The 13,770-nt window shown below is 58.6% G+C and carries 13 protein-coding genes; 6 read left to right on the forward strand and 7 right to left on the reverse strand.

Going from position 1 to position 13,770, the window contains the following annotated elements:
* Positions 1-286 precede the first annotated feature (286 nt).
* Complete coding sequence (pncB, locus tag ACIPZH_RS16355; RefSeq protein WP_400636902.1) at positions 287-1,492, forward strand: nicotinate phosphoribosyltransferase; 1,206 nt, start codon at positions 287-289, stop codon at positions 1,490-1,492.
* Positions 1,493-1,495: 3 nt separating this feature from the next.
* A complete protein-coding gene (gene nadE / locus ACIPZH_RS16360; RefSeq protein WP_400636903.1) occupies positions 1,496-2,323 on the forward strand; it encodes an ammonia-dependent NAD(+) synthetase in 828 nt (275 codons plus the stop codon).
* Positions 2,324-2,431: 108 nt separating this feature from the next.
* Here nadE and azu read toward each other — a convergent pair whose 3' ends face one another.
* Complete coding sequence (gene azu / locus ACIPZH_RS16365; RefSeq protein WP_042111778.1) at positions 2,432-2,881, reverse strand: azurin; 450 nt, start codon at positions 2,879-2,881, stop codon at positions 2,432-2,434.
* A 348-nt stretch (positions 2,882-3,229) separates the two neighbouring features.
* Here azu and ACIPZH_RS16370 point away from each other — a divergent pair, with 348 nt between their 5' ends.
* Entirely contained in the window at positions 3,230-3,817 is a 588-nt protein-coding gene (locus ACIPZH_RS16370) for a TIGR00730 family Rossman fold protein (RefSeq protein WP_400636905.1), read from the forward strand.
* A gap of 158 nt (positions 3,818-3,975) precedes the next feature.
* Here the strand turns inward: ACIPZH_RS16370 and ACIPZH_RS16375 are convergent, their stop codons facing one another.
* On the reverse strand, positions 3,976-6,279 hold the full coding sequence (locus tag ACIPZH_RS16375) for a YgiQ family radical SAM protein (RefSeq protein ID WP_400629751.1): 2,304 nt from the start codon (positions 6,277-6,279) through the stop codon (positions 3,976-3,978).
* A gap of 526 nt (positions 6,280-6,805) precedes the next feature.
* Between ACIPZH_RS16375 and ACIPZH_RS16380 the strand changes: the two genes are divergently transcribed.
* The 3 genes from ACIPZH_RS16380 to ACIPZH_RS16390 are packed head-to-tail and all read left to right on the forward strand — an operon-like array spanning position 6,806 to position 9,743.
* The gene (locus ACIPZH_RS16380; protein WP_400636907.1) at positions 6,806-6,904 is read left to right on the forward strand and encodes an alginate O-acetyltransferase; all 99 of its coding nucleotides are present in this window, start codon (positions 6,806-6,808) and stop codon (positions 6,902-6,904) included.
* A 51-nt stretch (positions 6,905-6,955) separates the two neighbouring features.
* Complete coding sequence (locus tag ACIPZH_RS16385; RefSeq protein WP_400636909.1) at positions 6,956-8,110, forward strand: YcaO-like family protein; 1,155 nt, start codon at positions 6,956-6,958, stop codon at positions 8,108-8,110.
* 1 nt (position 8,111) lies between these two features.
* Entirely contained in the window at positions 8,112-9,743 is a 1,632-nt protein-coding gene (locus ACIPZH_RS16390; protein WP_400636910.1) for an ATP-binding cassette domain-containing protein, read from the forward strand.
* 149 nt (positions 9,744-9,892) lie between these two features.
* Here the strand turns inward: ACIPZH_RS16390 and dnaB are convergent, their stop codons facing one another.
* The 5 genes from dnaB to rpsF all read right to left on the reverse strand — a co-directional run bounded on the left by dnaB (position 9,893) and on the right by rpsF (position 13,452).
* A complete protein-coding gene (gene dnaB / locus ACIPZH_RS16395; protein WP_241806235.1) occupies positions 9,893-11,290 on the reverse strand; it encodes a replicative DNA helicase in 1,398 nt (465 codons plus the stop codon).
* Positions 11,291-11,403: 113 nt separating this feature from the next.
* Positions 11,404-11,850 (reverse strand): 50S ribosomal protein L9, encoded by a 447-nt coding sequence (gene rplI / locus ACIPZH_RS16400; RefSeq protein ID WP_012316464.1) that lies wholly within the window; start codon positions 11,848-11,850, stop codon positions 11,404-11,406.
* Between the two features lie 20 nt (positions 11,851-11,870).
* Positions 11,871-12,734: a hypothetical protein gene (locus ACIPZH_RS16405; RefSeq protein WP_241806236.1), complete on the reverse strand. Its 864-nt coding sequence runs from the start codon at positions 12,732-12,734 to the stop codon at positions 11,871-11,873.
* 33 nt (positions 12,735-12,767) lie between these two features.
* On the reverse strand, positions 12,768-12,998 hold the full coding sequence (gene rpsR / locus ACIPZH_RS16410; RefSeq protein ID WP_003249563.1) for a 30S ribosomal protein S18: 231 nt from the start codon (positions 12,996-12,998) through the stop codon (positions 12,768-12,770).
* Positions 12,999-13,026: 28 nt separating this feature from the next.
* On the reverse strand, positions 13,027-13,452 hold the full coding sequence (rpsF, locus tag ACIPZH_RS16415; RefSeq protein ID WP_003249557.1) for a 30S ribosomal protein S6: 426 nt from the start codon (positions 13,450-13,452) through the stop codon (positions 13,027-13,029).
* Between the last annotated feature and the right edge of the window lie 318 nt (positions 13,453-13,770).

Here is a 13,770-nt window from a genome sequence, read left to right on the forward strand (position 1 = left end):
CGAGTGCCATCATTGCAACCCTGACAAGTGTTTACGTGCAACCGCCCTGTAACAGCAGACGTCACCGAAGTGCACACCGCTGGTGCGCGACTGCTACAGGCAGCACCGTTTCAAGGCTGGCGGGTGCACGAAAAAACACCCGTGTTGAGGGTGCTGGCCCCTCGCGGGCAAGTCGGCTTAAGCAGAACTTTGGCAGCTGGCTCGCCCGCATTGGGGCCGCACTGCCACAACAACCATTAAAAGGCTGGCACAATGGCCGCCAGTCCTGCTTCCGGAGCCACCCTTGATGAGCGAGAGCGCATTCGCCGAGCGCATCGTGCACAACCTGCTCGATACCGACTTCTATAAGCTCACCATGATGCAGGCCGTGCTGCACAACTACCCCGACGCCGACGTGGAATGGGAGTTTCGCTGCCGCAATGCCGAGGACTTGCGTCCTTACCTGGGCGAGATCCGCAACCAGCTCGAACGGCTGAGCGAACTTACCCTCGATGATGGCCAGCTCGCCTTCTTGGAACGCATCAGCTTCCTCAAGCCCGATTTCCTGCGCTTCCTGCGCCTGTTCCGTTTCAACCTGCGCTATGTACGGATCGGCATAGAGAGCGACCAGCTTTACCTGCGCCTCAAAGGCCCCTGGCTGCATGTGATTCTCTTCGAGGTCCCGCTGCTGGCCATCATCAGCGAAGTGCGCAACCGCCACCTTCATCCGCGCATGCGCCTGGCCGAGGCCCGTGACCAGCTCTACCGCAAGTTCGACTGGCTGCAGGCGCACGCCAGCGACGACGAACTGGCCGAGCTGCAAGTGGCTGACTTCGGCACCCGCCGGCGCTTTTCCGGCCGCGTGCAGGAGGAAGTGGTGCGGGTACTTCGCGATGACTTCCCGGCCCGCTTCGTCGGTACCAGCAACGTCGACCTGGCATGGAAACTGGATATCAAGCCGTTGGGCACCATGGCCCACGAATGGATCATGGCCCACCAGCAGCTCGGCCCGCGGCTGATCGACAGCCAGATCGCCGCTCTGGACTGCTGGGTCCGAGAGTACCGCGGCCTGCTCGGCATCGCCCTGACCGACTGCATCACCATGGATGCCTTCCTCGGCGATTTCGACTTGTACTTCGCCAAACTCTTCGACGGCCTGCGCCATGACTCAGGTGAGCCGGTGGCCTGGGCGGAAAAGGCGATCGCCCATTACCAAAGGCTGGGTATCGACCCGATGACCAAAACCCTGGTGTTCTCCGACGGCCTCAACCTGACCCGCGCGCTGCAGATATTCCGTGCCCTGCGCGGGCGCATCAACGTCAGTTTCGGCATCGGCACCAACCTGACCTGCGACATCCCCGGCGTGGCGCCGATGAATATCGTGCTTAAAATGACCGACTGCAACGGCTCGCCGGTGGCGAAGATCTCTGACGAGGCCGCCAAGACCCAGTGCCGCGACGAGAACTTCGTCGCCTACATGCGTCACGTGTTCAAAATCCCCAGCAAGGAGTAACCCATGCAAGCCGTTCAGCAAGAGATTGCCCAGGCGCTAAACGTGCAGCCGCCGTTTGCAGACGCCGCTGCGCTCGAGGCCGAAGTCGCCCGGCGCGTGGCGTTCATCAAGGATTGCCTGGCCAACGCCCGTCTCAAGACCCTGGTACTGGGCATCAGCGGGGGCGTCGATTCGCTGACTGCCGCCCTGCTCGCCCAACGCGCCATCAACGAGTTGCGCGCCGAAACCAGCGACCCGGCCTACCGCTTCATTGCCGTGCGCCTGCCCTACCAGGTACAGCATGACGAGCACGACGCCCAGGCGTGCCTGGAAGTGATCAACGCCGACGAAGTGCACACCGTTGATATCGCACCTGCCGTGCGTGCACTGGCTGCAGAAGTGCAGGCACTCAAAGACGGCTCGCCATCATTGGTGGACTTCGTCGTGGGCAACGTCAAGGCGCGCACGCGCATGGTTGCGCAATACACCATCGCAGGCGCCCGTGCAGGCCTTGTGATCGGCACCGACCACGCCGCCGAGGCGGTGATGGGCTTCTTTACCAAGTTTGGTGACGGTGCATGCGACCTGGCTCCGTTGAGCGGCCTGGTGAAGAACCAGGTGCGGGCCATCGCGCGCAGCTTCGGGGCGCCGGAGTCTTTGGTTGAGAAGGTGCCCACGGCGGACTTGGAAGACCTGGAGCCAGGCAAGCCTGACGAGGCCTCGCATGGCGTGACCTACCAGCAGATCGATGCTTTCCTGCATGGCCAGCCGGTTGAGCAGGAAGCGTTCGACATCATCGTCGCCACCTACCGCAAGACCCAGCACAAGCGCGAACTGCCGTTCGCCCCTTGAGGCCAATGGGGCCTGCTGCGCAGCCGCCTCTCCAGGGATGTGCGATCTTCTGTGGAGGCGGCCTCGTGTCGCGAATGGAGGGCAAAGCCCTCCTTTGCTTTCGAGCTGTTACTTGACGACGACCTTGCCCTTCATCATCGAGATGTGGCCCGGGAAGGTGCAGAAGAAGCTGTAATCGCCACCCGCTTCCAGCTTGGAAGTGTCGAACTTCACTTCGGTTTCTTTCTCTGGTGCGCCGATCATCGCGGTGTGGGCGATGATGTTGGCGTTGTCTTCCTTCAGGTAGCCTTTGTCGATGCCTTGGCTCATGCCTTCGGTGGCAATGGCCTGCATGTCGGCAGTCTTGCTGATCACCAGATTGTGGCCCATGACGTTTTTCGGCAGGTTGCCGGAATGGGTCAGTTTCACGGTGAACTCTTTGCAGCTCTTGTCGACGGTGAATTCCTTGGTGGTGTAGGACATCTGGTCAGTCGAGTCGACAGTCACCGAACACTCGGCGGCGAAGACGGAGGCGCTGGCGAGGGTCAGCAAGGATACCGCTACAGCTTTCGCAAACATCATGAATCTCCTTGGCAGGGTTTTATCAATTGCGAGACTGCCTGAAACCGTTCAGCCCCTTGCTGACGTGCATCAAGGGGCCGTCGAGTGGGCAGCCAGTAGAATTGTTCAATGGATTGTATACAACCAATCTAAGAGCACATCATGCCCTTTTAATAGACGATGGGACAACCTCTCATTTAGGAGCTACTGCAATGTCCCTCTCAAGTTTCATGAACAGCCTGCTCGCCGCCTACGCCCACGGCGCCAGTGGTGCGATCTGCGAGTTCTCCCGCCCGGAATGAAAGCTGCCTTGGAACCGCCATGCATTGGCCGTACCCTGTGCACGCCTGTGACTGGAGAAGAGCAATGCCTGTACGTTCCGTTTGTGTGTTCTGTGGCGCCAGCATCGGTGCCAACCCCGCTTACCGTGAAGCGGCGATCGCCCTCGGCCAGGCGATCGCACGTCGGGGCCTGACGTTGGTCTATGGCGGTGGCGCTGTCGGCCTTATGGGCACGGTCGCCGACGCGGCCATGGCGGCGGGTGGCCAAGTGATCGGCATCATCCCCCAGAGCCTGATGACTGCCGAAATCGGCCACAAGGGCTTGACCCGCTTGGAGGTCGTTGACGGCATGCACGCGCGCAAGGCGCGCATGGCCGAACTGAGCGATGCATTCATCGCCCTGCCGGGGGGCCTGGGTACGCTGGAAGAGCTGTTTGAAGTCTGGACCTGGGGCCAGCTTGGGTATCACGCAAAGCCGCTAGGTTTGCTTGATGTAAATGGCTTCTATGAGAAGTTGGGCGGGTTCCTCGACCATATCGTCGAAGAAGGATTCGTGCGGCCGCAGCATCGCGCGATGTTGCTGTTGGAGCAGCAGGCGGAGCGCCTGCTGGACGGGATGAATTCGTTTGTCTCACCGGTGCAGCCCAAATGGGTCGGCAAGCAACCGGATTGATCCGAAAAGGGCTGCGCTGCAGCCCATCGCCGGCAAGCCGGCTCCCACAGGTTTGGCGCTGCATTCAAGGTCTGCACTGCAAACTCAGCCTTCAAGGGCTGCACGGTAAGTGGGAGCCGGCTTGCCGGCGATGGGCCGCAAAGCGGCCCCTTTGAGCCTTAGCGCGGGATGACAGGCTGGCGCGGCTTCTTGTTGCCTTTGCCACCACCTTTTGCCGCTTCCTTACGCTCTTTGGCCGCCTGCTGATTACGGGCGAACGCTTCAGCCTTGGCCTTCTCACGCTTGTCCCACGGCTTGCTGCCATCACTGCCACGGGGCGGCAAACCTGTGTGCTGGGTGAGGATCTTCTGATCCTTGCCCACCTTGTGGCTGCCGGCCGGGGTCGAGTTCTTGCGCCGTGCACTCTGGTAAGTATCGGTCTGCGGCTGGTGCAGCGGGATCAACTGATGCTTGCCAGGGCCGATGAGATCGGCACGGCCCATACGCTCCAGCGCCTCACGCAGCATCGGCCAACCCTTCGGGTCGTGGTAACGCAGAAACGCCTTGTGCAACCGGCGCTGCTCGTCACTCTTGACGATCTCCACCCCTTCACTCTTGTAAGTGACCTTGCGCAGCGGATTCTTGCCCGAGTGGTACATGGCCGTGGCCGAAGCCATCGGCGAGGGGTAGAACGCCTGCACCTGGTCGGCACGGAAACCGTTGCCCTTGAGCCACAGGGCCAGGTTCATCATGTCTTCGTCGGTGGTGCCAGGGTGGGCGGCGATGAAGTACGGGATCAGGTACTGCTCCTTGCCCGCCTCTTTCGAGTACTTCTCGAACATACGCTTGAAGCGGTCATAGGAACCGATGCCCGGCTTCATCATCTTGTCCAGCGGGCCACGCTCGGTGTGCTCCGGGGCAATCTTCAGGTAACCGCCCACGTGGTGGGTGACCAGCTCCTTGACGTACTCCGGCGACTCCACTGCCAGGTCATAGCGCAGACCCGAGGCGATCAGGATCTTCTTCACACCTGGCAGGGCGCGTGCCTTGCGATACAGCTCGATCAGCGAGCTGTGGTCGGTGTTGAGATTCTCGCAGATGCCGGGGAACACGCACGACGGCTTGCGGCAGTGCTTCTCGATGTCCGGGCTTTTGCAGGCGATGCGGTACATGTTGGCCGTCGGCCCGCCGAGGTCAGAGACCACGCCGGTGAAGCCCGGCACCTTGTCACGCATTTCCTCGATTTCGTGCAGGATCGACTCGTGGGAGCGGTTCTGGATGATCCGGCCTTCGTGCTCGGTGATCGAGCAGAACGTGCAGCCGCCGAAGCAGCCACGCATGATGTTCACCGAGAAACGGATCATCTCGTAGGCCGGGATGCGCTCCTTGCCATAGGCCGGATGCGGAATACGGGCATAGGGCATGCCGAACACGTAGTCCATTTCCTCGGTGGTCATGGGAATGGGCGGCGGGTTGAACCACACATCCACTTCGCCGTGTTTCTGCACCAGGGCGCGAGCGTTGCCCGGGTTGGTTTCCAGATGCAGCACACGGTTGGCGTGGGCATAGAGCACCGGGTCGTTACGTACCTTCTCGAACGATGGCAGGCGGATCACCGACTTTTCCCGGGTCATGCGCGGGCTGTCGAGGATCTGCACGACTTTGGCTTCGTTCGGGTCTTCCTGGTCGCCCTTGGCCTGCTCGATGGCACAGGCCTGAGTGTCCTGGGTATTGACGTACGGGTTGATGATCTTGTCGACGCGGCCAGGGCGGTCGATGCGGGTCGAGTCGATCTCGTACCAGCCCTCGGGCGTGTCGCGACGCACGAATGCGGTGCCGCGCACATCGGTGATGCTTTCGATGCTCTGGCCACTGGACAGGCGCTGGGCGACCTCGACGATCGCCCGCTCGGCGTTGCCGTACAGCAGGATGTCGGCGCTGGCGTCGATCAGGATCGAATGGCGGACCTTGTCCTGCCAGTAGTCATAGTGCGCGATGCGCCGCAGCGATGCCTCGATGCCCCCAAGCACGATCGGTACGTGCTTATAGGCTTCCTTGCAGCGCTGGCTGTACACCAGGCTGGCGCGGTCAGGGCGCTTGCCCGCCATGCCGCCGGGGGTATAGGCATCGTCAGAGCGGATTTTCTTGTCTGCGGTGTACCGGTTGATCATCGAATCCATGTTGCCCGCCGCGACGCCGAAGAACAGGTTCGGCTCACCAAGCTTCATGAAGTCGTCTTTGGACTGCCAGTTCGGCTGGGCAATGATGCCCACGCGAAAGCCTTGTGCTTCCAGCAGGCGGCCGATGATGGCCATGCCGAATGACGGATGATCGACGTAGGCATCACCGGTCACGATGATGATGTCGCAGGAATCCCAGCCGAGCAGATCCATCTCCTCCCTGCTCATCGGCAGGAAAGGTGCTGGCCCGAAGCATTCGGCCCAGTACTTGGGATAGTCGTAGAGTGGTTTGGCTGCTTGCATGTCAGTGACCGGTTCTATTGAGCAGGAAAATCGCGGGCGCGAAATATAGCACAAATTTTGACCAAATCCGACTGCCTTCGTGGGGATTGGCGGGTGGTCGACGGCCGGGGCGGGATCCGCCGTGTGACTGGCGTGGGGTTTGGGATTGGGTCGCTGGTATATGCCCAAACAGTTTCGACGTCGACGAGATCGGGACGGTCCCAAGGATGAGAGTGACTGTACGTAGAACACCTGCACCCGCTTAGCGCGAAGACGATCGCAACTCCGTGAGAAGCGAGCGTAATCCTTTAGATTGTTACAGAGTATTTAGCCCATCTAACCCTCAGCGAACGCTAACTCGCTAATTACAATAACATTCTCTATGCCTATTAAAAACTTGTAGGAATCGCATTTCAAACAACGGAAAAAAATCTTACGAGAATTTTCCACCACAAATCCTGTTCCATTCTTGAACTCATAAAAAAACAAGTGATACAACATCCATGCGCTGAACGCGCATCAAACCAACTTTGAAGGAGTGCTAACCATGGGACGTCGTCGTTCTGAAATCAACACCCTGCAAATCCCTCGCGTGATGAACTACACATTCACCGAATCCGAGGTTGACTTCCTCAACCTCCTGTAAGCAATAAGCCAGAAGGGGCACGCCCCTTCTGGCACCACTAAGGAGTCACAGATGATTACCGAGCGCGAGTTAAACATCGACGAAGCCTATGACCGCCTGACAAGGCTGCCTCAGCACCTGGGGCTTGATTCAAGAACAACATTAGCAAGTACCAACAACTTGGTCGCCACCTGCCATTTGTACGACAGCAGCTACAAAGAGGTCTCTTGCGGGGCAGGAAAGGGCGAGTACTGCGAGCTTGGAGCGCTTGCCGAAAGTCTGGAGCATTATTTCATCGCCAATACTATTCCTACCCCCATCGACAGCGGAAAAATATTGAAGTCGATAGCACCATTTGACGACTGGTTGCTAAACTCCATACCGCCTGATTGTCAAATACCTTATTTCAGACTTCAAGCCCTGGACAGCTACGACGAAATAAAGATACCTGCAATAATGGTAGCACCCTCGATCAAACACATCGACGAAATAGAAAAAACGCCAGCAGGTTTCCTCTCTAAATATGCCACCAACTCTGGTACAGCTCTAGGCTGTACGCAGAACGAGGCTCTGCTACACGCCATTAATGAAGCAATTGAACGCCATGCCCTGTCGGTTTATTACCTATCACTTTGTGGGCTGACCTCAGCGCCAGAACTCTACCGCCCGTCCCCTTCGTTCTTGGAAGAGACCTTCGCTCATGACACCGAGCTTTTTCGTCACGCCAAAAAACTGGAAATATTCTTGACTCACGACTTCTACGAGGTGCCATTTTGCATTGCAATCTCCCCCGCCAAAACAAAAGATTCACTCAGCATAGTAGGTTCCGGTAGCTCACTCTCCCCCTCCATTGCAATGTATCGTGCCGTAACCGAGCACCTTCAGTGCAAACAACTGCATGGCCCACAGGAAAAACAGGAAGACCTTGCTGCTGAAAAAATGCTTGCCGAGTCAGCGCGACTAGCTTCACTTCTAAATCCCTGCCCCACCTACACCGTGCCCACGTTCCACCCACTGCACACCGGCCTCAGCGTGCGCGAGCAAATCAAGCGTATACACATCAATCTGAAACAACAAAATAAGGCCGTATTTTACCGCACAGTTTATGAACACCCGAATTTCGCCACGGTTCTACAGGTTTTCATCCCCGGACTGGAGCGATTCCACCTGATCAGGTCAGGTATTCCCGTCGCGCCGCAGAGCGCATTCAAAGGCACTAGGGAATGACATGCATATCTATCGCGGAATCATCGCCGCCTTGAGCGCGACATTGGTCCTGAAGGTCGCGACCGTCGTACCTGCTCTGATCCTGGCCGACATCATTGACAACATGTCCACCTCAGCCGCGCCTACCCAGCTTCTGGTTGGAGCCTTCATATGTCTTATCGCATTACAAGCCTCGATGACCCCTTTGCAAGCCTGGTGCCTTGCGCGGCTCTGCCAGGATCGCGTGAAACAACTTTCGGTCAACTGGTGCCGAGCGTTGCTGGACAAACGCTTCGAGGCCTATGGACAACTCCATGGCGGAACACTGGTAAAGGTGTTGGATAGGGGAATTACGGCCCAAGAGCGCTGGTTAGGCTTTCTGATTGGTTCAGCTTGGCCAGTGCTCGCTGAAGCTGTAGTGCTGATTACGCTCTTCGCATACCTGGGCGCTACTTCAGTATTGATCGGGCTCGTCCCTTTGAGCATCGCGTATCTGTGGGCAAATAATCGACTGGTGCGTTGGCGTCGACCACATATCGAAGCAGTGAACTCGCGCGAGGATGAGCTGGCGGAACAATGGGTGGATACTTTCGCGAGCGCGGCAACGGTCAAGCTGGAAAAAGCAGAGCATGCGGCGATGCTCCCGGTCAACCATACGCTCTCGGAATATGCCGACGCAGCCGTACGGGTAGCCCACAGTGGGGGCTGGGTTCAGGGCTTGCGCACCTTGTTCATTGGCCTGGGCAGTGGCGGTTTGCTCATGTGGGGCATCCATGATCAGGCTCTGGCAACACCGCAGTTGAGCTTAGGCGAACTCGTTGCGCTTTTCACCTTGGTGAGTGGATTGCTGGCAGGGGTTGCGCAACTTGCTGAAGCCTGGCGACTCCTTGATCAGTTCAGGCTCGACAAACAAAAACTTGAACATTGGCTTCGGCTCCCACCGTTCGGTCCGACATGCTCTGCTGAGTCGAAATCAGAGGATATTAACGCAGGGCTGCGCATCGCCCCGTGCGTGCTAAGTGCTCGGAACACTGTACAACTGCAAATCGACCAGCCCTTGGTGCTACACAAAGAAGAACGGGTCGCGCTGGTAGGGTCCAGTGGAAGTGGCAAATCGACGCTTCTGCACGCCCTGGCTGGCACGGTATACAAGTTGCGTGCGCACGTTCAACTGTACGGCAGGTGCCTGGCTGAGTTTGATGCTTGTGAGCAGTTCAGTCACTTGCGACTCTGCCCTCAGGATGCGCACTTCATACCCGGTCCACTGCCCCGTGCAGTATTGTTCGAGCATGATCATGATCGCGCTCAAATCGAACGATGGCTTGAGCGACTGGGCCTGCATAAGGACTGGTACGAACTTGATTTGGATGCACGCGCAGAATCCATTTCGGGCGGCGAAGCACGAAGGCTGACGCTGCTACGCGTGCTTAATCAGCCGGGCGAATTCAACTTCTTTGACGAACCCACCGCCGGGCTTGATGCTGGCTCGGCTGAGCGTACCTGGGATCTGTTGTTCGAAGTATTCAAAGGAAGAGGGCTGATTTGTGTGACACATGATCAAAGCGCGCTATCACGATTTGACCGCGTGATCACGCTGAGCGAGGGGCGGATAGTCAGCGAAGTGAAAGCAAAGGTTGCTCGGAACTTGAACTAGCCAGCGCTACGCACACGTTGCGCGAGCGGCCAACCGCGAACAGCGGCGCAGCCGGTACCACCCTGCGCACCGAGTGCTTCACGGCTGAGGCCGCTTACAAAGGGCCCCAGCAAACTCAGTGAGTTAAACGCAACTGCATGAAAGCAGATTCATTCGTCGTCGTCGAAGTTGTACATGCCCGGTGCGAGGTTCTCGAAGCGGGTGTACTTGCCGATGAACGCCAGGCGAACGAAGCCGATGGGGCCGTTACGCTGCTTGCCGATAATGATTTCGGCGACGCCCTTGTGCTCGGTCTCCGGGTGGTACACCTCATCCCGGTACACGAACATGATCACGTCGGCGTCCTGCTCGATTGCACCGGATTCACGCAAGTCGGAGTTGACCGGGCGCTTGTTCGGGCGCTGTTCCAAAGAGCGGTTGAGCTGCGAAAGGGCGATGACCGGGCAGTTGAATTCCTTCGCCAGGGCCTTTAGCGAGCGGGAGATCTCGGAGATTTCGTTGGTACGGTTGTCACCGGCCGAACCCGGGATCTGCATCAGCTGCAAGTAGTCGACCATGATCATGGCGATCTCACCGTGCTCACGCGCCAGGCGGCGGGTACGGGCCCGCATCTCCGAAGGGCTGATACCGGCGGTATCGTCGATGAACAGCTTGCGGTCGTTGAGCAGGTTGACCGCCGACGTCAGGCGCGGCCAGTCGTCATCGTCCAACTGACCAGAGCGCACCTTGGTCTGGTCGATGCGGCCCAGGGACGAGAGCATACGCATGATCAGCGATTCACCTGGCATCTCGAGGGAGAACACCAACACCGCCTTGTCGGTACGCAACACGGCGTTTTCAACCAGGTTCATGGCGAAGGTGGTCTTACCCATCGAAGGACGGCCGGCCACGATGACCAGGTCGGCAGGCTGCAGGCCGCTGGTTTTCTCGTCCAGGTCGGTGAAACCTGTGGAAACACCGGTGATATCGCTGTCGGAGTTGAACAGCGTGTCGATCCGGTCGATAGCCAGGGTCAACAGTTCGTTTACCCCAACCGGGCCGCCGGTTTTGGGGCGTGCCTCGGCGATCTGGAAGATCTGCCGTTCGGCATCGTCGAGGATTTCGGCGGCATTGCGCCCTTGCGGGTTGAAGGCGTTGTCGGCAATGTCGGTGCTGATGCTGATCAGCTGGCGCAACGTTGCCCGCTCGCGAATGATCGCGGCGTAGGCCTTGATGTTGGCAACCGACGGGGTGTTCTTGGCAAGCTCTGCCAGGTACGCCAGGCCGCCAACCTGGGTCGACAAGCCTTCCTTGTCCAGTTGCTCGTGCAGGGTAACGACGTCGAACGGCTGGTTGGCGTCGGCCAGCTTGTGCACGGCACGGAAGATCAGGCGGTGGTCATGCCGATAGAAATCGCCATCCGACACCTGATCCAGCACCCGCTCCCAGGCGTTGTTGTCCAGCATCAGGCCACCGAGCACGGCCTGTTCGGCCTCGATGGAATGCGGCGGCACCTTGAGGGCAGCGGTTTGCAGGTCTAGCTGTTCGGGATTGGTGATCTCGTTCATGGCCACGAAAAAATTCTGGAGGATGAAAAAGACAAAGGGCACGGCCTGTTCAGAAACAGGACGTGCCCGATGTTAACCGGGCAGCCCGCAAGGAGCTACCCAGTCAGCGCAGCTTAGGCTGCTACGACGACCACACGTACAGTGGCTTCAACGTCGCTGTGCAGGTGCACGGCTACGTCGTATTCGCCAACCTGACGGATGGTGCCGTTCGGCAGACGAACTTCAGCTTTGGCCACTTCAACGCCGGAGGCGGTCAGGGCGTCAGCGATGTCGTGGGTGCCGATCGAACCGAACAGCTTGCCTTCGTCGCCAGCGGTGGCAGTGATGGTCACTTCCAGCTCAGCCAGTTGGGCAGCGCGGCTTTCAGCCGACGATTTACGGTCAGCAGCTGCTTTTTCCAGCTCGGCGCGACGCTCTTCGAACGCAGCCAGGTTGGCGGCGTTGGCAACGGTGGCCTTGCCGAATGGCAGCAGGAAGTTACGGCCGTAACCAGCCTTAACCTTAACTTTGTCGCCCAGGTTGCCCAGGTTAGCGACTTTTTCCAGCAGGATCAGTTCCATTTGGTAAAACCTCTTAACTTTTAACCTTCACCGTTCGCGGAGTCATTTCCCTCAGGGGACTTGCGACCGCGAAAATCAATCAGGCTGTCGACAATGGCCAAAACCACGAGCAACGGATAAATCAGCTGCATTATCAGCGGCAGCGTCACATACATGCCGACCAGCCAGAAACCGGCCAGTCGACCCTGTGCCACCAGCCCATGCATCAAGGCGATGCCGGCCAGGACGAGCACCAGGCTGGACGCGGAAGCCAGGACGATGAACTGCGGGCCGATGAACGGACCCAACACCATCGCGGCAACCAGAGCCAGCATGACTGCCCGCGGCAACTTCAGGGCGCGAAACTCGCGACCGAAGCCTCCAGGGTTGTACAACGCTGCTTGCCAATAACGCGCCAGCATCAAAGCCAGCACACTGAACAACTGCAACATCACCGCTGTGGAAGCGACCAGCACAGGGCCGATCAGCTCACCGGGAATGACTGGCTTGCCTTCGACTTGCGGCAGCGCTTCGGAAAGCGCCTTGGCCAACACCTCGAAGGTTTCGCGCAGTACCGCGTCCAGGATGAGGCTGTAGACCAACCCCAACACAACACTGGACAACAACACCCGGCTCCAGGAATGCCCGGCACGCAACAATGCGGCCAGCCCCAGTGTTCCCACCAGCACCAGCAAGGTGCTTGGATCACCGAAGGCCCATATGGCCACCGCCGGCAAAAGGCCGAAAGCGATGACCGTTGAAGCGTCCTTGAACCCGCGCCGCAGCAGCACAAGGCTCCCGGCAGCGGCACTCAACCAGAACAGCAGCGGTAATACCGCACTCACGACCACCACCAAGGTGGCCTGCACACGACCGCGCATGATGAAATCAGCCAACGCTCGCATGCTTATCCCTTACTACTTGTCGACGACCCGGTCTCAGCGGCCGTGGCTGTCGGTGTAGGGCAGCAGGGCCAGGAAGCGGGCGCGCTTGATAGCGGTAGCCAGCTGACGCTGATAACGAGCTTTGGTACCGGTGATACGGCTTGGAACGATTTTGCCGGTTTCGGATACGTAAGCTTTCAGGGTGTTGAGATCTTTGAAGTCGATCTCTTTCACGTCTTCAGCAGTGAAGCGGCAGAATTTACGACGACGGAAGAAACGTGCCATGTAATAGGCTCCTCAAAAGGTCCGTGGATTACTCGTCAGCGTTATCGCTGGAGTCGCTGTCATTGCTGTCGTCGCCTTCGGCGGAGTCAGCATGCTCAGGACGCTCACGACGCTCACGGCGCTCGCTGCGGTTCTCTTCGGCCTTCAGCATCTCGGACTGACCGGTTACGGCTTCGTCGCGACGGATGACCAGGTTACGGATCACGGCATCGTTGTAGCGGAAGTTGTCTTCCAGCTCGGCCAGGGCCTTGCCGGTGCACTCAACGTTCAGCATCACGTAGTGAGCCTTGTGAACATTGTTGATTGCGTAGGCCAGTTGACGACGGCCCCAATCTTCCAGGCGGTGGATCTTGCCACCATCTTCTTCGATCAGCTTGGTGTAACGCTCAACCATGCCGCCGACTTGCTCGCTCTGGTCCGGGTGAACCAGGAAGATGATTTCGTAATGACGCATGAATGCTCCTTACGGGTTAGTAGTCTGCCAGCGTATCTGGTCAGACAAGGAGTGAATGACACTGTATGTCTTGCCATGGAGGGGAGGCACATGCGCACCTGCCAGCTCGGCAAGGGGCGCAATTGTAGAGAAGGCGGTGCGCACAAGCAAGGTGATTGGCGATTATTTGAACAGCCGGAAACACTTTAGACCTACACGCCCTTCATCGCCGGCCAGCCGGCTTCCACAGGGATCGCGCCAGCTATTAGACGTTGAGCACGACAGTTGCTGCCACCGGACCACCACAGGCATCGAACCTATGGCAGTACCCGTGGAGTG

This window comes from Pseudomonas sp. NPDC089758, from assembly GCF_044748705.1.
In the GTDB taxonomy this organism is placed as follows: domain Bacteria; phylum Pseudomonadota; class Gammaproteobacteria; order Pseudomonadales; family Pseudomonadaceae; genus Aquipseudomonas; species Aquipseudomonas putida_X.

Coding starts and splice junctions, on each gene's coding strand:
- ACIPZH_RS16380 (WP_400636907.1), top strand. CDS start 6,806: ATGGGACGTCGTCGTTCTGAAATCAACACCCTGCAAATCCCTCGCGTG.
- ACIPZH_RS16375 (WP_400629751.1), bottom strand. CDS start 6,279: ATGCAAGCAGCCAAACCACTCTACGACTATCCCAAGTACTGGGCCGAA.
- ACIPZH_RS16370 (WP_400636905.1), top strand. CDS start 3,230: ATGCCTGTACGTTCCGTTTGTGTGTTCTGTGGCGCCAGCATCGGTGCC.
- rpsF (WP_003249557.1), bottom strand. CDS start 13,452: ATGCGTCATTACGAAATCATCTTCCTGGTTCACCCGGACCAGAGCGAG.
- nadE (WP_400636903.1), top strand. CDS start 1,496: ATGCAAGCCGTTCAGCAAGAGATTGCCCAGGCGCTAAACGTGCAGCCG.
- rplI (WP_012316464.1), bottom strand. CDS start 11,850: ATGGAACTGATCCTGCTGGAAAAAGTCGCTAACCTGGGCAACCTGGGC.
- azu (WP_042111778.1), bottom strand. CDS start 2,881: ATGTTTGCGAAAGCTGTAGCGGTATCCTTGCTGACCCTCGCCAGCGCC.
- ACIPZH_RS16385 (WP_400636909.1), top strand. CDS start 6,956: ATGATTACCGAGCGCGAGTTAAACATCGACGAAGCCTATGACCGCCTG.
- dnaB (WP_241806235.1), bottom strand. CDS start 11,290: ATGAACGAGATCACCAATCCCGAACAGCTAGACCTGCAAACCGCTGCC.
- pncB (WP_400636902.1), top strand. CDS start 287: ATGAGCGAGAGCGCATTCGCCGAGCGCATCGTGCACAACCTGCTCGAT.
- ACIPZH_RS16405 (WP_241806236.1), bottom strand. CDS start 12,734: ATGCGAGCGTTGGCTGATTTCATCATGCGCGGTCGTGTGCAGGCCACC.
- rpsR (WP_003249563.1), bottom strand. CDS start 12,998: ATGGCACGTTTCTTCCGTCGTCGTAAATTCTGCCGCTTCACTGCTGAA.
- ACIPZH_RS16390 (WP_400636910.1), top strand. CDS start 8,112: ATGCATATCTATCGCGGAATCATCGCCGCCTTGAGCGCGACATTGGTC.